At 68.3% G+C, this 20,891-nt stretch carries 17 protein-coding genes and 1 pseudogene; 6 read left to right on the forward strand and 12 right to left on the reverse strand.

The window, feature by feature from the left end; all coding sequences use genetic code 11:
* Positions 1-5: 5 nt before the first annotated feature.
* Positions 6-1,583, reverse strand: a complete 1,578-nt coding sequence (locus tag ACFYWI_RS09795; RefSeq protein ID WP_389227941.1) for an acyl-CoA synthetase — start codon at positions 1,581-1,583, stop codon at positions 6-8.
* Positions 1,580-2,704 (reverse strand): NAD(P)H-dependent flavin oxidoreductase, encoded by a 1,125-nt coding sequence (locus ACFYWI_RS09800; RefSeq protein WP_389227944.1) that lies wholly within the window; start codon positions 2,702-2,704, stop codon positions 1,580-1,582. The genes ACFYWI_RS09795 and ACFYWI_RS09800 overlap by 4 nt, the downstream gene beginning before the upstream one ends.
* A 168-nt stretch (positions 2,705-2,872) precedes the next feature.
* Between ACFYWI_RS09800 and ACFYWI_RS09805 the strand changes: the two genes are divergently transcribed.
* A complete protein-coding gene (locus ACFYWI_RS09805; protein WP_389227947.1) occupies positions 2,873-4,741 on the forward strand; it encodes a serine hydrolase in 1,869 nt (622 codons plus the stop codon).
* Positions 4,742-4,929: 188 nt separating this feature from the next.
* Here the strand turns inward: ACFYWI_RS09805 and ACFYWI_RS09810 are convergent, their stop codons facing one another.
* The gene (locus ACFYWI_RS09810) at positions 4,930-5,451 is read right to left on the reverse strand and encodes a hypothetical protein (RefSeq protein ID WP_389227950.1); all 522 of its coding nucleotides are present in this window, start codon (positions 5,449-5,451) and stop codon (positions 4,930-4,932) included.
* A gap of 93 nt (positions 5,452-5,544) precedes the next feature.
* On the opposite strand from ACFYWI_RS09810, the gene ACFYWI_RS09815 reads away from it, so the two are divergent.
* Together ACFYWI_RS09815 and ACFYWI_RS09820 are read left to right on the forward strand one after the other, a co-directional pair.
* A complete protein-coding gene (locus tag ACFYWI_RS09815) occupies positions 5,545-6,183 on the forward strand; it encodes a hypothetical protein (protein WP_389227953.1) in 639 nt (212 codons plus the stop codon).
* A 328-nt stretch (positions 6,184-6,511) separates the two neighbouring features.
* Positions 6,512-6,877 carry a hypothetical protein gene (locus tag ACFYWI_RS09820; RefSeq protein WP_389227956.1) on the forward strand — a complete coding sequence of 122 codons (366 nt, stop codon included), beginning with the start codon at positions 6,512-6,514 and terminating at the stop codon, positions 6,875-6,877.
* 107 nt (positions 6,878-6,984) lie between these two features.
* Here ACFYWI_RS09820 and ACFYWI_RS09825 read toward each other — a convergent pair whose 3' ends face one another.
* Genes ACFYWI_RS09825 through ACFYWI_RS09835 form a run of 3 tightly spaced genes read right to left on the reverse strand, consistent with a single transcriptional unit; the run spans position 6,985 to position 11,741 of the window.
* Positions 6,985-8,517, reverse strand: coding sequence for a phytoene desaturase family protein (locus ACFYWI_RS09825; protein ID WP_389227959.1), 1,533 nt, complete (start codon positions 8,515-8,517; stop codon positions 6,985-6,987).
* A gap of 42 nt (positions 8,518-8,559) precedes the next feature.
* Positions 8,560-10,818, reverse strand: a complete 2,259-nt coding sequence (locus ACFYWI_RS09830) for a tetratricopeptide repeat protein (protein WP_389227962.1) — start codon at positions 10,816-10,818, stop codon at positions 8,560-8,562.
* Positions 10,800-11,741 carry an oxygenase MpaB family protein gene (locus ACFYWI_RS09835; RefSeq protein ID WP_389227965.1) on the reverse strand — a complete coding sequence of 314 codons (942 nt, stop codon included), beginning with the start codon at positions 11,739-11,741 and terminating at the stop codon, positions 10,800-10,802. Before ACFYWI_RS09835 ends, ACFYWI_RS09830 begins: the two co-directional genes overlap by 19 nt.
* Before the next feature lie 176 nt (positions 11,742-11,917).
* Here ACFYWI_RS09835 and ACFYWI_RS09840 point away from each other — a divergent pair, with 176 nt between their 5' ends.
* Entirely contained in the window at positions 11,918-12,943 is a 1,026-nt protein-coding gene (locus ACFYWI_RS09840; protein ID WP_389227968.1) for a 2-dehydropantoate 2-reductase, read from the forward strand.
* Here ACFYWI_RS09840 and ACFYWI_RS09845 read toward each other — a convergent pair.
* The 4 genes from ACFYWI_RS09845 to ACFYWI_RS09860 form a co-directional block, all read right to left on the reverse strand.
* Positions 12,824-13,792: an antibiotic biosynthesis monooxygenase gene (locus ACFYWI_RS09845; protein WP_389227971.1), complete on the reverse strand. Its 969-nt coding sequence runs from the start codon at positions 13,790-13,792 to the stop codon at positions 12,824-12,826. The genes ACFYWI_RS09840 and ACFYWI_RS09845 overlap by 120 nt on opposite strands.
* The gene (locus tag ACFYWI_RS09850; protein ID WP_389227974.1) at positions 13,789-16,515 is read right to left on the reverse strand and encodes a molybdopterin-dependent oxidoreductase; all 2,727 of its coding nucleotides are present in this window, start codon (positions 16,513-16,515) and stop codon (positions 13,789-13,791) included. The genes ACFYWI_RS09845 and ACFYWI_RS09850 overlap by 4 nt, the downstream gene beginning before the upstream one ends.
* On the reverse strand, positions 16,512-17,339 hold the full coding sequence (locus ACFYWI_RS09855) for an FAD binding domain-containing protein (RefSeq protein WP_389227977.1): 828 nt from the start codon (positions 17,337-17,339) through the stop codon (positions 16,512-16,514). Before ACFYWI_RS09855 ends, ACFYWI_RS09850 begins: the two co-directional genes overlap by 4 nt.
* A gap of 445 nt (positions 17,340-17,784) precedes the next feature.
* Positions 17,785-18,636 (reverse strand): oxidoreductase, encoded by an 852-nt coding sequence (locus ACFYWI_RS09860; protein ID WP_389228338.1) that lies wholly within the window; start codon positions 18,634-18,636, stop codon positions 17,785-17,787.
* 174 nt (positions 18,637-18,810) lie between these two features.
* Here ACFYWI_RS09860 and ACFYWI_RS09865 point away from each other — a divergent pair.
* A pseudogene (locus ACFYWI_RS09865) lies at positions 18,811-18,957 on the forward strand (IS701 family transposase); the annotation flags it as partial.
* 216 nt (positions 18,958-19,173) lie between these two features.
* Here ACFYWI_RS09865 and ACFYWI_RS09870 read toward each other — a convergent pair.
* Positions 19,174-19,494: an ArsR/SmtB family transcription factor gene (locus ACFYWI_RS09870; protein ID WP_389227980.1), complete on the reverse strand. Its 321-nt coding sequence runs from the start codon at positions 19,492-19,494 to the stop codon at positions 19,174-19,176.
* A 115-nt stretch (positions 19,495-19,609) separates the two neighbouring features.
* Here ACFYWI_RS09870 and ACFYWI_RS09875 point away from each other — a divergent pair, with 115 nt between their 5' ends.
* Positions 19,610-19,927, forward strand: a complete 318-nt coding sequence (locus ACFYWI_RS09875) for a VOC family protein (protein WP_389227983.1) — start codon at positions 19,610-19,612, stop codon at positions 19,925-19,927.
* Between the two features lie 355 nt (positions 19,928-20,282).
* Here ACFYWI_RS09875 and ACFYWI_RS09880 read toward each other — a convergent pair whose 3' ends face one another.
* Positions 20,283-20,753: a MarR family winged helix-turn-helix transcriptional regulator gene (locus tag ACFYWI_RS09880; protein ID WP_389227986.1), complete on the reverse strand. Its 471-nt coding sequence runs from the start codon at positions 20,751-20,753 to the stop codon at positions 20,283-20,285.
* Positions 20,754-20,891: the final 138 nt, after the last annotated feature.

Below are 20,891 nucleotides of genomic sequence, written 5' to 3' on the forward strand. Positions count from 1 at the left end.
CGAGGTCACACGACGCGTTCGTGGCCTTCCCAGTACGGGGCCCGCAGACGTCGTTTGTAGAGCTTGCCGTTGGGGTCGCGCGGCATGTCGTCGATGAAGTCGACGGTCCGGGGGCACTTGTAGCCGGCCAGCCGCAGTCCGCAGTGGGCGAGGATCGCCGCGGCGAGCGCATCGCCCGCCGTATGGCCGTCCGCCGGCTCGACGACGGCCTTGACCTCCTCGCCCCGGTCGGCGTGCGGGATGCCGAAGACGGCGGCGTCGGCGACGGCCGGGTGGGCCAGCAGGACCGCCTCGATCTCGGCCGGGTAGATGTTCACGCCGCCCGAGATGATCATGTCGATCTTGCGGTCGCGCAGGAACAGATAGCCGTCCTCGTCCAGGAAGCCGAGGTCGCCCACCGTGAAGTAGTCCCCGATGCGGTTGTTCCTCGTCTTCCTCTCGTCCTTGTGGTAACTGAACCCGCCGGTTGTCATCTTCATGTAGACCGTGCCGAGTTCACCCGCCGCGAGGCGGTTGCCGTCGTCGTCGAAGACGGCGAGCTCGCTGATCGGCCAGGCCTTGCCCACCGTGCCGGGCTTCTTCAGCCAGTCGTCGGCCGTGGCGAAGGCGCCGCCGCCCTCACTGGCCGCGTAGTACTCCTCGACGCAGCTCCCCCACCAGTCGATCATCGCCCGTTTGACGTGGTCGGGGCAGGGGGCGGCACCGTGGATGGCGTGCCGCATGGAGGAGACGTCGTAGCGCTTCTTCACCTCCTCGGGCAGCGCGAGCAGCCGGTGGAACTGGGTCGGCACCATGTGTGTATGGGTGCAGCGGTGCGCGTCGATCAGGCGGAGCATCTCCTCGGGTTTCCATGTGTCCATGAGGACAAGACGATGGCCGATGTGCAGGGCCGCGCCCGCGAACTGCAGCACGGCGGTGTGGTAGAGCGGCGAGCAGACGAGATGGACGTTGTCGTCGAAGGGCTTGATGCCGAAGATGCCGAGAAAGCCGCCGAGAGAGGTCTCCTCGGGGAGCTTTCCGGACAGCGGGCGCCGGATGCCGCGCGGCCGGCCGGTGGTGCCCGAGGTGTAGTTCATGACCCAGCCGAGAGTGCGGTCCTGCGGGGCGGACCGGGGCCGGCCGTCGAGCAGTTCGGTGTAGGGGCGAAAGCCGTCGACCCGGCCCACGGCGTAGCGGTGGCTCTCGCGCAGCTTCGCCTCGTCGGCCGCGTCCTTCGCCGTGGCGCCGAAGCGCTCGTGCGCGATGAGCACCTTGGCGCCGGAGTCGGCGACGATCCAGGCGATCTCCGGACCGACGAGATGATGGTTGACGGGAACCAGGTAGAAGCCGGCCTGGGCAGCGGCGAGGTAGGCAGTGATCAGTTCGACGCCGTTGGGCAGGACGACCGCGAAGGCGTCCCCGCGTTCCAGACCGGCGGCGCGCAGACCGTGCACGAGTTGGTTGACGGCGCCGTGCAGACGCCCCGCGCGCCACTGTTCGCCGTCAGGCGTGATGAGGACGGTGCGCTCCGGGTCTGCGGTCGCCTGGGACCAGAAGCCTCCCCCGGACTCGGTCCCGGGGGACCCCCACGGCCGTTCGGTCATGGCGTGCTCCTTCCGGCGATGCGGTTGATACGGTCCACGGCCCGCTCGAAGCCGCGGGTCAGGTCGTCGAAGATCTGCTGGACGCTGCGCTCGGAGTTCATCCGGCCGACGATCTGGCCGACGGGCGTGCCGAGCAGCGGCTCGATCTCGTACTTCTGGATACGGGAGACGGCCTCGGCGACAAGCAGCCCCTGGAGCGGCATGGGCAGGGTGCCGGGGCCTGCCGGGTCGTCCCAGGCATCGGTCCACCCGGTGCGCAGCTGACGCGCCGGTTTGCCGGTCAGGGCGCGGGAACGGACGGTGTCGCCGGACGACGCCGCGAGAAGTTTGGCGGTCAGTGCACGGGAGCCGAGGGTCGCCTCGGTGGTGGTGAGCCAGAGGGAGCCGAGCCAGACGCCCTGGGCACCGAGTGCGAGTCCGGCGGCGATCTGCTCGCCGCAGCCGATGCCTCCGGCCGCGAGCACGGGCAGCGGACCCACGGCGTCCACGACTTCGGGGGTGAGGACCATGGAGGCGATCTCGCCGGTGTGGCCCCCCGCTTCGTATCCCTGTGCGACGACGATGTCGATGCCCGCCTCGGCGTGGCGTTGCGCGTGCCGGGCGCTGCCTGCGAGCGCGGCGACCAGCACGTCGTGACGGTGGGCGCGTTCGACGACATCGGCGGGCGGGGATCCGAGGGCGTTGGCCAGGAGTCGGATGGGGTGCTCGAAGGCGACGTCGAGCTGACTGCGGGCGACCTGTTCCATCCAGCCGGTGATGCGCCAGCGGGATCTCTCGCCCTCGGCCAGCTCGGGGACGCCGTGCTTGGAAAGGGTGTCGCGGACGAACTGCCGGTGGCCTTCGGGGATCATCGCCTCGACATCGGCCTCCGTCAGCGCCTGGTTCTCCGGGGCCCCGGCCCCTTTTGCCGGCATGACGACATCGACGCCGTAGGGCTTGCCGCCGATGCGGTCCTCGATCCAGTCGAGGTCGCGTGCGAGGTCGTCGGGGGCGGTGTAGCGGACCGCGCCGAGTACGCCGAGGCCGCCGGCGCGGCTGATGGCCGCGGCCACCGCCGGGAAGGGCGTGAAGCCGAAGATGGCGTGCTCGATCCCCAGTCGTCTGCTCAGCTCGGTCTCCATGGGCGGCAGGATGCCGCAGCCCGGCGGACGAGGGAAGAGATTATCTGATGCTGTGTCAGATTGTTGGGAACTGCGGACGGCACAGCACGGTTGACAGCACATCAGTGCGGTAAGAAAGTTTCACGTGGTGCGCGAGATCCCGAAAGATACTTCCAGAAAGGATTCCGGATGACCGAGGACGCGGCGGGCCGAGGGATCAGCCGGCGCAGGATGGGCGGCAGGATTCTGGCACTGGGCGGCGCACTTGCGGTGGCACCTCTCCCCTTCACGGCGGCATCGGCCGCCGATGTGCCGTCCGGCTCGGGTGCGCGAGCGGCGCGTTCCGGTTCAGGTCCGGCTACGGGAGCCGGGGCCGGTGCCGGCATGGGCGGTGGGGCCGGTCGCCGTTCGAAGCTGCGGCGCGGCTCACCCGAGCGGGCCGGGCTGCTACGGTCCGGGCTGCACCAACTCGTCACGGATGCGGAGCAGTTTCTAGGCCCCTCCCCCAAGTACCCCTGGTACGCGGGCGCGGTGCTGCTGGCCGGACGCGGTGACACGGTGGCGCTGCACCGGGCCATCGGCAAGGCCCTGCGCTACTCGGCGTACGACGTGACCACCGACACCGGCGTGGAACTCCCTGCCGACCAGCAGATCCCCATGACCGAGGACACGGTCTTCGATCTGGCGTCCGTCTCCAAGCTGTTCACCTCCATCCTTGCCGTCCAGCAGTTCGAGCGGGGTGCTCTGGATCTTCAAGCGGCGGTCGCCTCCTATCTGCCGGAGTTCGCAGGCGCGGGCAAGCAGGACATCACCGTGCGCCAGCTGCTCACCCATACCTCGGGGTTTCGCGCCTGGATCCCGCTGTACAAGGAGCCGACGCACGAGGGCAGACTCCGGCTGCTGTGGAACGAGGCGCCGGCGAGCGCCCCGGGCACCAAGTACCTCTACTCCGACCTCAATCTGATCTCGCTTCAACTGGTGCTCGAGAAGATCACCGGCCATCCGCTTGATGTTCTGCTCCACAACGAGATCACCGCTCCGATCGGGATGCATCACACACGGTTCAATCCGCCCGCTTCCTGGAAGTCCCGCATCGCCGCCACCGAGTACGCCCGGCTCCCCTGGTCCGGCCTGGACCGGGGCCTGGTCTGGGGCGAGGTCCACGACGAGAACGCGTACGGCTTCGGCGGGGTGGCCGGTCACGCCGGAGTCTTCTCCTGCGCCTGGGACCTGGCGGTCCTCGCCCGCACCCTGCTGAACGGCGGCGCCTACGGGCGGTCCCGGATCCTGCGCCCGTCGTCGGTGGAGCTGATGTTCACCGACTTCAACACCGCCTTCCCCGGCGACGAACACGGACTCGGCTTCGAGCTCTACCAGCACTGGTACATGGGCGCGATGGCGACCCCGCGCACGGCGGGCCACACCGGGTTCACCGGCACCAGCCTGGTGCTCGACCCGACCACCGACTCGTTCCTGATCGTGCTCGGCAACTCCGTGCACCCCGTACGCAGCTGGCGCTCGGGCAGCGCGCCCCGGGTCGCCGCGGCCAACAACATGGCACGGGCGGTCGCCGTCCGCCCGATGCACGGGCACACGGCGTGGTTCTCCGGGATGGCCGGTTCGACGAGCGCCACCCTCACCCTGCCCCGGCTCGCCCTGTCGTCCGGACCGGCACGGCTCGCCTGCTCACTGTGGTGGGACACCGAGCCCGGCTCGGACGCCCTGTACCTGGAGGCAGCCGCGGAGGACGGGGCGAGCTGGCAGCCGGTTCCGTTCACCACCACGGCCAAGGGGGCCGAGGAGCAGCCGCACCCGACGGGCTCGGTCTCCGGCTGGTCCGGGCGTGTCTGGCATCGCCTCGACGCCGATCTCTCGGCGTGGCGCGGCGGGCAGGTGCGGCTGCGCTGGCGCTATGCGACCGACCGGCTCTACGTCGGCCGTGGGGTGTATGTGGACGCCCTGCGGGTCGAGGAGGCCGGACGGACGGTCTTCGACGAGTCAAGGCCCGCGGACGCCGCCCTGCTCGAGGCCAACGGCTGGACGGCGTCGCGGGACTGACGACGCGTCCTGTCGGGACCGGCGACGTGCGCCGTCGGCCGCTGCCTGGAGCGGCACCGCCAGGCCGTGTTGTGGCAGCCGGCCAAGAGACCTACGTCTTCCACGGCCCGGTAACCCTTGCCGCGATCCGGCCATGGCTCCGTCAGTGGTCCTCCAGGACGGTCCATCACTGAGGCCTGCGCGTTCGCTCAGTCGTCGGCCGCGACAAGGAGCGTGACACGCCCTGCCGAGCGTTCGATGAACACGAACTCATGGAAGGCGGTGTGCACACCACCCCAGTCGTGAAACGCCTCGCTCCCGAGGCCGCTCAAGTAGTGGATGGTGTCCGCCGTGGCCAAGCGGTTGAGTACCTGCCGCTGCAGATCTGCTTCCAGTTCGGCGGGCACGTCCCCGAACTGGTTTGCCCACTCCCGCAGGATTCGTGCAGCCTTCGCCCGATCGACGGCTTCATAGGCGTCAGGTGTGACCATCCTCCGCCGGTACGGGCCGTGCCTGGCTCCCCCCGGCTGCACTCCACCACCCGCATAGTCGTCCCGGAACTGTTCATGCCCGATGAGTCCGGCCAGCAGCTCCCCGTCACCCATGGTCTCTGCAGGGATCCGCAGGTGCCTGATGTCGACCCACCGATAGGCATGCGCCCCAGGTTTCCGGAAACTGTAGTCCCGGAAATTGATGAAGGCGTCGCCCTCGTGAGTGAGCTTGTTCTCCACGACACCCCAGCCTAGAGGCCACGCAGGGGTCGTTCAGCGGACCCACCATCGGGCACCCCCAGGCCAACGTCGGCCGTTGTTACGATCCTCCGCATGCACAACGCAGACACCGCAGTCGATGCAGCGGACGTGCGTCGGGTCGTCACACTGGCCATCGACGCCCTGAGGGATGCGGATCCCCAGGCGTGGGAGTCCAAGGCGGGAACGCTCGAGTGGACGTGTTGGGAGACGCTCGAGCATCTGGCCGATGACCTGTTCACCTACGCCGCGAGGTTCGGGCTCGCGAAGCCGCCGATGTCCACGGTGTTGCCGTTCCGGACGAGCAGTGACCGAACCGGTGGGCCGGCAAATGTCATCTTCGTTGAGCGGGACTCGGGCCCCGAGGGCCTCCTGACCATCCTGGAGGCGTGTGGTGGCCTGCTCGCGTCCGTCCTACGCACCGCCCCCTCGACCACCGCTGCTTACCACGTCTTTGGGCCCTCGGATCGAGAGGGCTTTGCCGCAATGGCCGTTGTCGAGACCCTCGTGCACACCCATGACATCACTCAGGGGTTGAATCTGGAGTGGTCACCGCCCAGGAAGGTGTGCGAACGGGTCCTGAGGAAGCTCTTCCCCCATGTCGGCATTGATGGTGACGCCTGGGAGATCCTGCTGTGGGCGACTGGACGCACCGCCCTCCCCGATCGCCCACGGCTCACCGAGTGGCGCTGGTACGGCACGCAGGGCGCGTGAGTGCCTGCTGCACAGCTCGGCGAGCGCACCGAGCCGCCCTGACCGACTGGGGACGGGCCCTGCTGTCCGGTGACTGACGGCAACCGCTGCCTTGGCCGACGCCTACCCCTTCACTGCCTGCCGGTGCCTGAGCGAACGGCAGGCGAGTGGGGTACGGAGCAGTCGATTTGCTCAGAACTGCCCACCACTCACCGGCACTGCCGCGGCCCGGCAGCCGCACGTCCGCACTGCCTGCGTGTGATGACAGTGGCCCTGGCCGGGGTTGACCCGCCGCAGCCCCGTTGCGGAACCTCTTCCACGGCCTGGTTCGCGGGATCAGGGTTCACCGGTGACGAAATATTGCAACACTCCTGGCAAAGGGGCGGCCGACCGCTCCCCGGAGGCAGAGGAGGCCGCCGTGCACGGGTACGCGGAACTGGCCAGCCAGAGCCAGGAGATCGCGGCCGGCATCTTCGGCCTGATCCTGGGCGGATGCATCCTCTTTGCCATAGTCGCCAAGGCCGTCGACAACATCTCCCGGCTCGGTCGCATGACGAGCAAGGACCTGGCAGGCCTGCTCATGGTGGCCAGCGGGGCATTCCTCGTTCTGTTCCTGGTCCTGGCCGTGTTCATTCCGTCGGCCTCGAAGGCTGCTGCCTACGCAGGGATCGCCGTCGGCGTTCTCTTCATAGGCGGACTCCTCTTCGGCAGCTGACGAAAGGCCGGCACAGGACGGCTTGCGGCCATCCTGGGCGGCCCCCGCGAACGCCCCCGCGGGGATGTCCCAGGGGCGTGGCCAACTGCGTTGCGGCTCACGGTGGTTCAGTGGCCCAGCGCCGCCATCGCCGCGTTGTGGCCCGGCACCCCGCTGACCCCGCCGCCGCGGACGGCGCCCGCCCCGCACAGCAGTACGTTGGCGTGCGCCGTCTCCACGCCCCATCGCCCCGTCGACTCGCTCGCATACGGGAAGGACAGGTCCCGGTGGAAGATGTGACCGCCGGGCAGCCGCAGTTCCTTCTCGAGGTCCAGCGGCGTCTTGGCCTCGATACAGGGATCGCCGTTCTCGTCGCGGGCGAGACAGTCGGCGATCGGCTCGTCCAGGTACGAGTCCAGTTGGGCGAGGGTGGCGGCCAGCAGTTCGGCACGCACCTTGTCGTTGTCGGCGGCGAAGAGCCGGGCAGGGGTGTGCAGCCCGAACAGCGTCAGGGTCTGGTAGCCCTCGGCCACCAGCTCCGGTGCGAGGATCGACGGATCGGTCAGCGAATGGCAGTAGATCTCGGACGGCGGCGCGCTGGGCAGCCGGCCCGCGGCCGCCTCCCGGTACGCGGTCGCCAACTGCCCGTACCCCTCGGAGACATGGAAGGTCCCGGCGAACGCGTCGCGCGGGTCGACGGAGCGGTCGCGCAGCCGCGGCAGCCGGCGCAGCAGCATGTTCACCTTGAGCTGGGCGCCTTCGGCGGGCTCCGGCGCCTCCTCGCCGAGGAGGCCGGCCAGTGCCGGCGGTGAGGCGTTGACCAGGACCTGGCGTGCCCCGACGCTGCCCTCGCCGTCGGGCGAGCGGAAGGTGACCTCGGCCCGTTCGCCGTCGGTCTCGATACGGGTTGCCTCGTGCAGCAACCTGATCTCCGCGCCCGCCTTTCGCGCCGCGGCGGCCAGCGCGTCGGTGAGCGCGCCCATGCCTCCGACAGGTACGTCCCAGTCGCCCGTCCCGCCCCCGATGACGTGGTAGAGGAAGCAGCGGTTCTGCACCAGTGACGGGTCGTGGGCATCGGCGAACGTACCGATGAGGGCGTCGGTCAGCACCACTCCCCGTACCAGGTCGTGGGCGAACCGCCTCTCGACGGCGACGCCGATCGGCTCCTCGAACAGCATCCGCCAGGCCGCCTCGTCGTCGACGACGGCACGCATCTGCGCACGCGACAGCAGCGGTTCGGTGAGCGTCGGGAAGACGCGCTCGGCGACCTTGCGGGTGGTTCCGTAGAACTCCTCCCAGGCCGCGTACTCCCGCTCGCCCCCGGTGAGCGCGGCGAACGACTCCCGGGTGCGGCCGGCGCCCACGAGCAGGCCGCCGTCCCCCTTCGGGGTGTAGGAGGACACGGTGCGCTTGCGTACGGCGAAGCCGAGTTCCAGATCGCGCACGATCTTGTCGGGCAGCAGGGAGACGAGGTAGGAGAACTGCGACAGGCGGGCGTCGACCCCGGGGAACGGGCGGGTGGACACGGCCGCTCCGCCGGTGATCGGGCGTCGCTCGAGGACCAGGACGGAACGTCCTGCGCGGGCGAGATAGGCGGCGGCGACCAGACCGTTGTGGCCGCCGCCCACGATCACTGCGTCGTACGAGGTGTGTGGGGGCATGGCCGGACCCTAACCGGTTCGGGCGCGCGCGCAACCCCCTGCTCACGCGCCCTGTGCACCGCTTCGCTGCCGTAGCGCCGCGACGCGGCGGTAGAGCTCCACGGCCTCGGTGTGCCGGCCGAGCTGTTCGAGGCAGTGTGCCTCGTCGTTGCGGCTGGACAGCGTATCGGGGTGTTCCGTGCCGAGCACCCGCTCGCGCGCGGCGCCCACGCGCCGGTAGACCTTCAGGGCGTCCGCCCAGCGGCCGAGCCAGCCCAGGCCCACGGCCACCTCGCGGTGGCTGACGAGGGTGTCGGGGTGATCGGGGCCGAGCACCCGCTCGCGCAACGCACACACCTCGCGCGACTCGGCCAGCGCCTCCTCCCAGCGGGCGAGCCGGCCGAGGTTCACCCCGAGGCCGTGCCGGGCGCGCAGCGTCTCGGGGTCGGCGGGTCCCTGGACGCGGGTGCGGTCGTCCACGAGGGTCCGGTACAGCTCGACGGCCTCCGCACTGCGGCCGATCCGGCCCAGGCAGACGCCGGCCTCGTAGCGGGCGGCGAGTGTGTCGGGGTGGTCGGGACCGAGCACTTGGCCGCGTGCGGCCGTCACCTCCTGGTAGGTCTGCAGGGCCTCGGCCCAGCGCCCCAGCAGTCCGAGGGCGTAGGCCACCTCGTAGCGGGTGACCAGGGTGTCCGGATGGTGGGCGCCGAGCACCCGGGTGCGTGCTTCGGCCACCGCGTACGCCAGCCGGTGGGACTCCTCGATCCGTCCGAGCCGACTGAGGTTGAACGCGAGGTTGTGGCGGCAGCGCAGGGTGTCGGGATGGTCGGGCCCCGTGGTGCGTTCACGCGAGGCGAGGACGGACGCGTAGAGCTGGTGGGCCTCGAAGTGCCGCCCCAGCTGGCCCAGGACGTACGCGGTCTCCTGACGGGACGCGAGGGTGTCGGGGTGGTCGGGACCCAGGGTGCGTTCGCGGCCCTCGGTGACCTGCCCGAACTCCCGCAGCGCGTCGGCCGCGCGGCCGGTGCGGCTGAGGGTGAAGCCGACCTCGTAGCGGCTGGCCAGGGTGTCGGGATGGCCAGGGCCCAGCACGCTCTCGCGGTCCAGGGCGACCGACCGGTGCACCTCGCCGGCCTCGTCCCATCGGCCCAGCCGACCGAGGCTGAGACCGGCGTTGTGACGGCTGGCGAGGACGGCGAGCATCTCGGGCGGCGGGGTGGGACGTTCGGGTGCGGCCTGCGGGGGCACCTGGGCCACGCTGAGCGAGGAGCCGGTGACCGCGGGACCGTGGGTGGTCCAGGAGCCGGTCAGTGCGGCCGTGTGGTCGGGCCGGGCGGGCGGCAGTGCCGTGGTTCCCGTGGCCTTGGGCCCGGTGGCCATCCCGCGGGTCCAGGCCGGCAGGCGCGGCGCCGCCGGGTCCGGCGATGCGGTCCGCCGCTGTACGGGGACGACCTGGTGACCGGTCTGCGCGGCCATCGACGCCGCGCGGATCCGGCGGCGCAGATCCCCCGCGTCGGCCGGCCGCTTCTCGGGGGTCTTGGCGAGCAGATCGAGCACGACACGGTCGAAGAACTCGGGTATCTCGCCCCGGTGGCTGCGCAGGGGCTGCGGCACGGTGTCCCGGTGGCCGACCAGGATGGACCAGGTGTCGCCGAGGTCGAAGGGCGGGGCGCCGGTGGCGAGCTCGTACAGCACACAGCCCAGCGAGTACAGGTCGCTGCGGTGATCGACCTGGTCCCCGCTGATCTGTTCCGGCGACATGTAATGCGGGGTGCCCATGGCGATACCCGTGCCCGTGAGCTTGGAAGTGAAGCCGATGTCCTCGCCGAGACGCGCAATGCCGAAGTCGCAGATCTTCACGGCGCCGTCGGACAGCCGCATGATGTTGGCGGGCTTGAGGTCCCGATGCACGATGCCCTGCTCATGGGTGTAGGAGAGGGCGTCGGCGACCTGGTCGGCGATGTCGACGACATCCGCGACCGGCAGGGGCTGCTGCTTGCTGTCGTCGAGCAGCTGGCTGAGATTGCGGCCCTCCAGCAGTTCCATCACCAGGTAGAGCACGCCTTCGTGCTCGCCGAAGTCATGGACGACGGTCACGCCCCGGTGCTGCAGTGCGGCGGCGACCCGCGCCTCGCGGCGGAACCGCTCCCGAAGGACCCGGGTGAACTGCTGGTCGTGCTGGGACCCCAGTGGTTTGAGGCATTTGACGGCCACCTGCCGCCCGAGCGATTCGTCGCGGGCCCGCCACACCTCGCCCATACCGCCGCGCCCGATGAGATCGAGCAGCCGGTACCGGCCCTGGATCAGCCTGGTTTCCGCCATCTCGTGCTGTCGCCCCCGTCGCTTTCCCGCGCCCTCCCCGGTCCGTCCAGTATGGCCGCCTGTCTGCGCAGTTTGTACGGCGAGGGGCGGGCGTCAACCCCAAGACGTGCCATTGCTTTCAGAATGTGACCCGGTGGTAGTTGCCAGCGGGCACGGGAGGGGATGCAGCGCAGGAGCCTGCCCGTGACGGTCAGCTGGTGGGTGACCCGTTCCGGCGCGGGGGCCGGCGTGCCGTACAGCTCATGGGCGTACGGGGGCAGCGCGTTGTAGGCGAGGCCGGCCACGCGTCGCCATACGATCTCGCGTGCCGGCACCAGCAGGGCGCCGATCGGGGGGCGGCGCAGGAAGTGGTCGACGTCGCGTGCCTCGGGTCCGGCGGCGAGCTCGGGGCGCACCCGGTCGAAGTAGGCGGCGAGCTGCCGCGTGTCTGCGGGTACGGCGGCCGGGTCGAGTCCGACCAGGCGGGCGCTTTCGCGCTGTTCGTCGAGGTAGCGGTCGGCCTGGCGGTCGCTGAGCCGGAAGCCGGAGCGGCGGGCGACCTCGAGATAGGAGCCGACTTCGGCGCAGTGCACCCACAGCAGCAGCTCGGGCTCGTCCACCGGGTAGGTCTCGCCCGTGTCGGGGTCGGTCGCCGTGAGGCGGGCGTGGATGCGACGGACCCGGGCGCCTGCCCGCTCGGCGGCCTCGGTGGTGCCGTAGCTGATGGTGCCGACGAAGTCCGCGGTTCGCAGGAGCCGGCCCCAGGCGTCCCTTCTGAAGTCCGAGTTCTGCATGACGCCGCGTACGGCGCGGGGGTGCAGGGCCTGCAGGTACAGCGCCCGCACCCCGGCGATCCACATCATGGGGTCGCCGTGCATCTGCCAGGTGACGGAGTCGGGTCCGAACAGGCCGGGGTCGGCTGCGTGCGGGGCGGCTTCGCTCATATGTGCCTCACAGTTCTCGTTGTCACCTGCTCGGTCTGTGCCCAGCATTCGTGCCACCCATGACGCGGTATCTCGATGGGGCTGCCCGCAGCGGCCGCGCCCGGTCGTGGGCGATCCGCGCCGGGTCACGTGGATGGCCCGATCAATCATGGGGACGGCCCGCTACTGTCGCCCCCATGGTGTCGGTTGCGGTGGTTGGCGTCGGAGCTGTCGGTGGTGTCATGGCTGCCCGGCTCGCGTTGGCAGGTGCGGCCGAGGTGACCGTCTGCGTGCGATCACCGCTCGGTGGCTTGCGGCTGCAACTGCCGGACGGCTCGACACAGACCGTGCCGGACAGAGGGCTCAACGAACTGAGCGATGCCACGCGGGCCACGACATCCGACTGGGTACTCCTGGCGACCAAGGCCCATCAGACAACGGGTGCTGCGCAGTGGCTGCACAGGCTCTGCGGTCCCGCCACGCGGGTCGCCGTGCTGCAGAACGGTGTCGAGCACCATGAGCGGGTGGCACCCCTCGTGGGCAACGCCCGGATCCTGCCGACCGTGGTGGCGATCTCGGCCGAGCCGCTGCGGCGTGGACACATCCAGCTTTTCAATGAGCCGCGGATCGTGGTGCCGGACAACGCGGACGGGCATGCCTTCGAAAATCTGTGTGCCGGCTCAGGAGTCGCCGTCGACCGGACCGACGACTTTCTGACCGCTTCCTGGGCGAAGCTGTGCCTGAACGTCGCCAACGGCGCCGTCACCGCGCTGACACAGCAGCGCATTCCGGTCTTCCGGAACCCGAACATCGCCCGGCTCGGCCGTGCGCTCGTCGAGGAAGCACGACTGGTCGGCACAGCTGCAGGGGCACATCTCCCCGAAGACCTGGCGGATCAGGTCCTCGCCCGGCTGCAGGCCATGCCACCCGAGGCGGGAAGCAGCATGCTCTGGGACCGCATTGCCGGCCGCCCCCTCGAACACGACGCACGCAATGGCGCGGTGGTACGCGTGGGAGCGCGCTTCGGTATCCCTGCACCGTACAACGAGACCGTTACCGCCCTGCTGGACGCGGTCAGCGGATCCCAGCAGGACGTCGCCGGGTCAGGGCAGCGTCCAGATCCGGGTCGTAACGAGGTAGAAGACAACGCCCCAGAACACGGTCACCGCGGCGACGATACCGAGGCCGACGAGGTTGGTCTTCGCCGCCGGTTCGTCCGGTGACGGCCGCAGCCACCGTCTGAGCAGCGGGTTCACGTAGTAGGGCATCGTGAGGAAGCTCATGATGAAGCTGGAGATCAGGTTGCCGACAAGCAGCCCGAGCCAGAGCGGCATCTTCAGCGGCGACAGGGCGAGCGTCAGCAGCACAACGGTCGGGTACAGGCCGACCCAAACCGCGATGGCGGTTTTGGTTTCCGAGGGTGGCGGCGCTTCCTTGCCGTTCTCTTCGAAGGCGAACCAACTGCCGAACGAGTTGTCGATCGTGCGGAGTTCGAAGTCGTTGAACTTCTCGCCTTCAGTGAGAACTTCCTGCCGCTCGGTCGACTTCAGCCAGGCATCGAGGTGCTCGGCGTTGTCGAATCGGTACAGCGTGGTCCATTCGTCCTGAAGTCCCTCGATCGGGCGGAAAAGCTCGGTTCCGCGAAAGCCTTCGAATTTGCTCTCCTCCTGACTCATGTGGCGCTGCCAGTCGAGAAAGTCGTCGACGTGGCTCGGGTGGACGCGGTGGGTAACCACAACGGTCACGAGCGGATCCGTTGGTTGCGTGCCGCCGCTGACAACCTGCTGGGTTGCGGGACCGTCAAAATATTTGCTGCCGATATCGAGAAGACTCTGCCTGGTGGCGCTGTTGATCCACGCTTGTAGATGGGCTACCGAGTCGAATCGGTACACGACAACCCAGTCGGGTTGCAGGGGTGTCGGCGGGGAAATCTCGGCGTCGAGGTACCCAGCGTAGTCGGCGGCAGCGGCGTTGACGTCCTCCTGCCATGTTTCGTACTCCCGCTCCAGTCCGGGCAGAACCCTCTGACCGATGATTACCGTCGCCGCGGCTTCGAGCTTTTCGGTGGTCATTTGCTCAGGCCCGTCGACACCGGCTGGGTTTCGCTGAGTCGGCTGTAAATTCGTTCGGGAGTCAGGGGCAGCGCGCGGTAGCGGACGCCCGTGGCGTCGTGGAGCGCATTCGCCAACGCGGGAGCCACCGGGTTGATACAGCATTCCGCCATTCCCTTCGACCGCATGGGCCCAAAGGAATCCGCCGAGTCCACCAGGAGCAGGTCGGTGCGGGGGATATCGGCATAGGTGGGGATGCGATAGTTGCGGAGGTTCGGGTTGACCATGACACCGTCCGCGTCGACGTGGTGATTCTCGGTCAGCGTGAAGCCGATTCCCTGGGCGACACCGCCTTCTACCTGTCCACGGACTTGCGCGGGGTTGATCACTACGGCGGCGTCGGTCGCCTGGACGCTGTAAAGGATACGGATCTCACCCGTCACCCGATGGACGGCGATTCGGAACCCCTGTGTATTGGAGGTGACGCTTCGGGGTGAGCCGTAGGCCTTGCGCGCGGCGGTGAATCGAATTCCTCGCGCTCGGGCCAATGCGACGAGCTCGGCCAACGACACTCGCTGGTCGCCGCAGACGACACCCTCGTCGTCCATCGAGCACATCACGAGATGGACACCCGTGTACGCGGCAGCAAATTCCAGGATGCGGTCACGCACAGCGTTGGCCGCTCGAAGTACCGCGTTGCCCGCCACGAAAAGTCCTGCACTCGCAAAGGCGCCGGTGTCGAATCCTGTGCGGTCGGTGTCGGATTGCACCAGGCGAATCCGCGACGGAGTCGTGCCCAGCTGGCTGGCCGCGATCTGGACGTGCGCGGTCGACGTACCCTCGCCGAATTCGACTGTTCCGACGGCCAACTCGTACACGAGATCGTCGCCAAGGGTGACCCAGGCCTCGGAGATGTGTTCGGTTGGGGGCGCGGTCTCGTGCAATGAACTCGCGACGCCGGCCCCGACGAGCCACCCGGGGCCGGGGGACGGCTCATCGGCTGTACGGGCCATGGCGTCATCCACCAGATCGATGCACTTCGCAAGTCCGTCCTCGGTGAACATCACGTCGTCGGGGCCGTCGTGCATGGCGACGAGCGGATCACCCGGTCGCACGATATTGCGTCGTCGCAGTTCGAGCGGATCGATGTGCAGTGCGCGTGCCAGTTCGTCCATCGCGGATTCCACGGCGAACGCCGGTTGCGTCATCCCGTAACCGCGCAAAGCCCCGCTCGGAACGGTGTTCGTATAGACGGACAACGCGTCGTACTTCTTGTTGGGGCAGCGGTACATCATGACGGCGGCGCCGCCTGCATACAGCGTTTCGCCGCCGTGGTTGCCGTAGGCGCCCGTGTTCGACACATTGCGGACCTGGAACGCCGTGAGCGTTCCGTCCGCCTTCGCGCCGAGCTTGACCGTCAACGTCATCGGATGCCTTGGCGAAGCCGCCGTGAACTCCTCCTCACGGGTGTACTCGAAGCAGACAGGTCGCCCGGTGTCCAGGGTGGCGAGCGCGACCAGATCCTCCGAGATCACTTCCTGTTTGCCGCCGAAGCCGCCGCCAACGCGTTTGCAGAACACGCGGAGTTGGTCCGGGCGCAGCGCGAACAGATGTCCGAGTTTAACTTTCGCGATCGACGGCGACTGCGAACTGGTGCGGACGTTCAGACGACCGTTCTCCATCCAGGCGATCGATCCGTGGGTCTCGAGATGCGCGTGTTGCACTCGCGGTGAGGAGTACGTGCCCTCGTGGATCACGTCGGCTTCGGCGAACCCTGCGCCGATATCACCGATGTGCGAATGGATCTCGAGCAAGATGTTGTGGACGGGATCGCGGATGAATGGATCGCCCGCGCCGTGCAGCGGTGGCGCCCCCTCGGCCATCGCCTCCTCGGGGTCGAATACGGCCGGCATCACGTCGTATTCCACGACGACCCTTCGGCAGCCCTCTTCTGCCGCCCCGACCGTGTCGGCGAGGACCGCAACGACGCGTTGGCCGACGAAGCGGACCGTGTTGTCGAGGATGAAGGTGTCGTCCGGATCGACAAGATGGTCGGTGTGGATCGCCGTAGTAAAACGCCTGCGTGGCACATCTTCCCAGGTGTAGACCCGATGCACGCCGGGAACCGCGAGTGCAGCGGTCTTGTCGATCGAGACGATCCGGGCGTGCGCGTGTGGTGAGTGCAGCACCTTGAGGTGCAGCATGCCTTCGATGTGGGTGTCCATCGTGAACTCGGCGCGACCGGTTACCACGTCGTTGGCTGCCGGCGCACCGACGCTCGTCCCGACGGCCTTGCCTGGCGCGGCTGTCTCTACTCCGGCGACGCCCTTCACGGCATCCTCGATCCCTCGATAGCCGGTGCAGCGGCAGAGGTTGCCCTTCAACGCCTGTGGCAAGTCCTCTTTCTGGGCCTCGGTGAACGTTGCCGACGTCATGATCATCCCTGCGGTGCAGAAACCGCATTGGAACCCCGGGGCGTCGCGGAACTGCCGCTGCATCGGATGCAGGTTGCCGGGTGATCCGATGCCCTCGATCGTCGTCACCTCACGACCGTCTGCGCGGAAAGCAGGGATGATGCAGCTGTGTACCGGACTGCCGTCCAACCACACCGTGCATGCGCCGCAATCGCCTGCGTCGCAACCCTTTTTGACGCCATAGTGGCCGAGTGAGCGGAGGAAAGTGCGCAGGCACTGGCCGGGGTCTGGTTCTTCGTCGAAGCTCTTGCCGTTCACGATGTATGTCATGCCAGGCCCCCGGCTATGAGTTCGCGACGAATCTCTTCGGCGAAGTGCTTTGTCAGGTGACGACGGTGGTCGGGGGTCCCGTTGGGATCGGCGAACCAGACGTGGGCGGGGATGACGTCGATGCTCTGCTGCAGAGTTCGGGCATCGGGCACGGTGTCGAAAGCAAGGCGCACAGGCCGTGTGGTGCCTGCTGTGACGGTGAGCTGCAGGTCGCTCATTCCTGGCGTGTGAGTACCGATGAGGAATACCGTCGAACGGCCCAGGCGGGTCAGAGTGAAGCGGCGGTGCGCGGTGCGCTTCCTCAGGGCGCGCTCCGGAATGTCGACGCGCCGCAAGACTTCCCCGGCAGTAAGAATGTTCCGGTTGTCGCCGGTCACGAAATCGAGGGCATCGACGATGCGTGCGGACCCGTCAGGAGCCCACAGTTCGTACTTTGCCTCGAGTGCGACCGTCAGCGTGATCATTGGGCCGGCAGGCAAAGACATGCAGATATTGCCGCCGACGGTCGCCGAGTTCCAGACTTTGAACGAGGACAAGAACGCCTCGCAGCTCTTCGCGAAAAGGGTGCCCGCGATCCAATCACCTGGCAACGCAAACGCATACAGGTCGCGGATGGTGCACGTTGCGCCGATTTCGAGGCCCGTGTCGCTCGGGACGAGGGAATCCCAACGCAACGCCGTCAAGTCGATCAGGCGGCGCAGGCTCGGCTGCTCCGCGGAAAACAGCCACGTTCCCCCTGCGAGCCAAGCGTCGCCTTCGCGCCAGTCCACGCCCGGCCGATCGGACGGTCGCCGGATGACTTCCGTGATGGTGTTCAGGTCCATGGGAACTGATCTCCCTCACGACGACAATCGTGCGCCGGACCGCCTGTCGAACGCGATCAACCAGCGCGCTGGCGCCTCTCCACGGGGCGGTCGCGTTCGTGGCAATTCAGCAACTCCCCGATGCAACGAGGCATATCCCCGATCCTGTTGTTGCAGGTCGGGCTGCGAACATGCTTTTCGCTCGATACACTCTTCGAAGGTCGGCGGGTCACGATGCGCGCCGAGAGCGGCACAACCTCGAGTGACAGAATCGAATTTTAGCCGCTGCGGTCGAACTGCTCGGGGCTGGACCGGCGGGCGCAGAGGTTCCTGTTAAGCATATCGCAGAACGGGACGGCATCGCCAAGCCAGGGCTTTGCACTCCAGCTGTAGATCGTGATCTTCTTGCGAACCGTCCCGGATGGAACGGTCAGGACGGCTGCAGGGTTGTGCAACTGCCTTTGCCTTACCCGAGGTGGGCGATGTCCTCCGTGCTCAACCTCAGCGCGCCCGCGGCGATGTTCTCTTCCAGGTGCGCCGGCGAGCCGGTGCCGGGGATGAGCAGGATGTTAGGCGATCGGGCCAGCAGCCAGGCCAGGGCCACCTGCGGCACGGTCACACGGTGGCGGGCGGCGAGGGCGTCCAGGTGCTCGGCCGTGATCGGCTGGAAGCCGCCGACCGGGAAGAAGGGGACGTAGGCGATGCCAGCCTCCGCGCAAGCGTCGATCAGTGGGTCGTCATCGCGTCGGGCCAGGTTGTAGAGGTTCTGGACACAGGCGATCGGCGCGATCTTGCGGGCCTCGGCGAACTCGGCGGCTGTGACGTTGGAAATGCCCAGATGGCGGATGAGGCCCTCCTCGCGCAGCGCGAGCAGTGTTTCCAAGGGCGCGGTCAAGGGTGTCTCGGTCCGGTCGAGGTCGCCCATCCGCAGATTCACCACGTCCAGGCGGTCCACGCCGAGCGAGTGCAGGTTCGCCTCGATGCCACGGCGCAGGTTGTCGGGGGTGAGCCCGGTCTTCTCCGCGTCCGCAAGCGCGAGATCGGAGCCCTCGACCAGCGCGCCCACCTTGGTCACGATCACCAGGTCGTCCGGGTAGGGGTGCAGCGCCTCCCGGATCAGCTCGTTGGCCGCCACCCCGTCACGCGAGTAGTAGTGCGAGGTGTCGATGTGGTTCACCCCGAGCTCCACGGCCCGGCGCAGGATGGCCAGCGCACTTTCCCGGCTGGGCCGGTCGCCCCTCGGCCAACCGGTCAGCTTCATCGCGCCGTAGCCGATCCTCGCGACGCTCAAGTCGCCGCCCAATGCCCACCGTTCCATCGTCACGATCACCACCCTAGTCCTCCGGCGGAATGGTGATCTTGCTGGTGGGGCCGGTTCGGGAACAAGTACGGCCACCGTTGATCATCGTGACGTGCGTGGAGTAACGATGAGACGGTGGCCGCGGGCCACAGCGTAGATCCCGTTCGTTGGCGGGAGGCGTTCGAGGTGGCCATGGCCCGTATCGCGGGATGGTTCGCCCGGATCGAACCACGGCTTCGGGCTGGACGGTTGGTGCTGGGCTTACTGTCGGACCTGCCGCGCACGAACTGCTGGACAATCGCGGAGTGGGCCGGGGAAGCGAATCCGCAGGACCGGCAAGCGGCCGGGACACCGGAACCGCCGTTCCTTCTTCGGCAGCGGCGGCTCGATCCGCTCCCACAAGTCCTCCGGCACGCTCCACGTCGAAGTCCGAACGATGGGAACAACGCCCAACTCGCCTGTAACGCACGACGATCAGCGCCTATCCGTACGCCTGCGCCGGCATGCTCATCGCGCGCACGTGGGTGTGATCGGCGGTGTCGTGTTCAGGTGGGATCAGGAGTTTGCGAAGGAACGGGTGAACTCGTCCAGCACTGCGCTGAGCAAGTGGGGGAAGCGGGCGTCGAGTTCGTTCCGGCGCAGGGTCACCAGCCGGGTCTTCCCGCTGATGTGGGTGGACGTGATACCCGCCTCGCGCAGGATGCGCCAATGGTTGGACAGCGTCGAGCGTGGAACTGTCATCCCCTCGGGGCTGCAGGTGGTTTCGCCGTCCGCCGCCAGACGCTGCAGCAGCTCCAGCCGCACAGGGTCGCCCAGAGCGTGCAGCACGGTCGCCAGATCAAAGTCTTCGGGCTTGGGCTGGGGTAGTGCTCGCATCCGCTTCCTCCTCCTCGGGATCTGTGCCTAGTATGGCGATCGTTCAACACTTCGGGAAAGTCGAATTGACCTTGGGCGGGACATGAAGGTGCTGGCCACGCTGGCTCGGCTTTACGTGGATGACCTGGACCGTGCCCTGCCTGCCCTGCGCGACCTGACAGGCCAGGAGAGCAGGAGGCGCTTCGCCTACGGCGGCGTGGAGGTCGCGAGCATCGGCGGCTTCCTGCTCATCGCGGGCACTGACGAGGCCCTCGCCCCGTACCGGGACGTCCAGAGCACCGTGCTCGTCGACGACCTGGACGGGGTGCAGACTCTCCTGAACGCGCGCGGCGGAGAGATCCTCTCAGGCCCGAACCAGGTGCCGACCGGCCGCAACGCCATCGTGCGACACCCCGGCGGAGTCGTCTTCGAGTACGTCGAGCACACTGCTTAGCCCTGGCCTGGCCGACGTTGTGCCGGCCGACCCGGCCACCGCGTGCAGTAGAAACGCCCCCCATGCCGCCCACGGCCGACACAACCGTGAACTGCGATTCTCCCGGCATCGAGGGCCGCACGCGAGCTCCGAGCGACAGCCCCGGCACTGGAATTCGGGCCGCACGAACTGCTGTTGGATGCCTTCGGGTCGAGATGAGTCGTTGTCGGCGGCGGGGATGGTGCTTCTCCGGCCTGCCGATCCGCCGGCGACACCACCGATTGGCTTCGACGAGGCATGGACGGCTCATCGTCGGCACTGCGGGTGGACGGTGGAATCGGGCGCGTGACAGGCGGGGCCAGGATCCGGGCCATGATCAGGCCGACTCGCCGGGGTGCAGACGGCCGAGCAGCTCATAGAGGCTGCGGCGGCCCTCGTCGTCGAGACGGTTGAAGGCTGCCGAGGTAGCCCGCATATCGGCGCGGATCAGGCGGACGGCCTCCAAGCCCTTTTCCGTCGCGACCACGTTCTTGATCCGCCGGTCGGCCGGGTCGAGCTGCCGGGAGACCAGTCCATGTGTCTCCAGCCGGTCGACGAGCCCCGTGATGTTGGAGGCGTCACAGGAGAGCAGCCCGGCGAGGGCGCGCATGGGCGTGGGTTGCCGCAGGTGGATGAGCATCTTGGCCTGCGTCATGGTGAGCCCCTGTGCCGCGGCTGCGGCGGTGAGGTCCCGGTAGTAGCCGGCGGCGGCGCGCGCCAGGCGCTCCAGGAGCTCGAGGTAGGTGGGGTCGCTGCCCTGCGGGGCTGGGGTCGCGGAGGCCGGGTGCGCGGCGGGGGTGCGGGACATGGCTTCCAGTCTAGGGGAGATCAAAGTTTGACATCCTCAACCATTGACCTCTACCGTCGATCCCGTTGCTTGAGTGCATCAAGCATCTACTCGTTGAGCCGAGCCCCCTCAGGCTCCGGCCCCACGCCCCCGCCCGGA

Origin of the sequence: Streptomyces sp. NPDC002889, assembly GCF_042888425.1 — a bacterium.
In the GTDB taxonomy this organism is placed as follows: Bacteria; Actinomycetota; Actinomycetes; order Streptomycetales; family Streptomycetaceae; genus Streptomyces.

Excerpts from the sequence above, each read along its gene's own strand:
- ACFYWI_RS09795 (WP_389227941.1), bottom strand. The coding sequence starts at position 1,583 with ATGACCGAACGGCCGTGGGGGTCCCCCGGGACCGAGTCCGGGGGAGGC.
- ACFYWI_RS09800 (WP_389227944.1), bottom strand. The coding sequence starts at position 2,704 with ATGGAGACCGAGCTGAGCAGACGACTGGGGATCGAGCACGCCATCTTC.
- ACFYWI_RS09805 (WP_389227947.1), top strand. The coding sequence starts at position 2,873 with ATGACCGAGGACGCGGCGGGCCGAGGGATCAGCCGGCGCAGGATGGGC.
- ACFYWI_RS09815 (WP_389227953.1), top strand. The coding sequence starts at position 5,545 with ATGCACAACGCAGACACCGCAGTCGATGCAGCGGACGTGCGTCGGGTC.
- ACFYWI_RS09825 (WP_389227959.1), bottom strand. The coding sequence starts at position 8,517 with ATGCCCCCACACACCTCGTACGACGCAGTGATCGTGGGCGGCGGCCAC.
- ACFYWI_RS09830 (WP_389227962.1), bottom strand. The coding sequence starts at position 10,818 with ATGGCGGAAACCAGGCTGATCCAGGGCCGGTACCGGCTGCTCGATCTC.
- ACFYWI_RS09835 (WP_389227965.1), bottom strand. The coding sequence starts at position 11,741 with ATGAGCGAAGCCGCCCCGCACGCAGCCGACCCCGGCCTGTTCGGACCC.
- ACFYWI_RS09840 (WP_389227968.1), top strand. The coding sequence starts at position 11,918 with ATGGTGTCGGTTGCGGTGGTTGGCGTCGGAGCTGTCGGTGGTGTCATG.
- ACFYWI_RS09845 (WP_389227971.1), bottom strand. The coding sequence starts at position 13,792 with ATGACCACCGAAAAGCTCGAAGCCGCGGCGACGGTAATCATCGGTCAG.
- ACFYWI_RS09850 (WP_389227974.1), bottom strand. The coding sequence starts at position 16,515 with ATGACATACATCGTGAACGGCAAGAGCTTCGACGAAGAACCAGACCCC.
- ACFYWI_RS09855 (WP_389227977.1), bottom strand. The coding sequence starts at position 17,339 with ATGGACCTGAACACCATCACGGAAGTCATCCGGCGACCGTCCGATCGG.
- ACFYWI_RS09860 (WP_389228338.1), bottom strand. The coding sequence starts at position 18,636 with ATGGAACGGTGGGCATTGGGCGGCGACTTGAGCGTCGCGAGGATCGGC.
- ACFYWI_RS09870 (WP_389227980.1), bottom strand. The coding sequence starts at position 19,494 with ATGCGAGCACTACCCCAGCCCAAGCCCGAAGACTTTGATCTGGCGACC.
- ACFYWI_RS09880 (WP_389227986.1), bottom strand. The coding sequence starts at position 20,753 with ATGTCCCGCACCCCCGCCGCGCACCCGGCCTCCGCGACCCCAGCCCCG.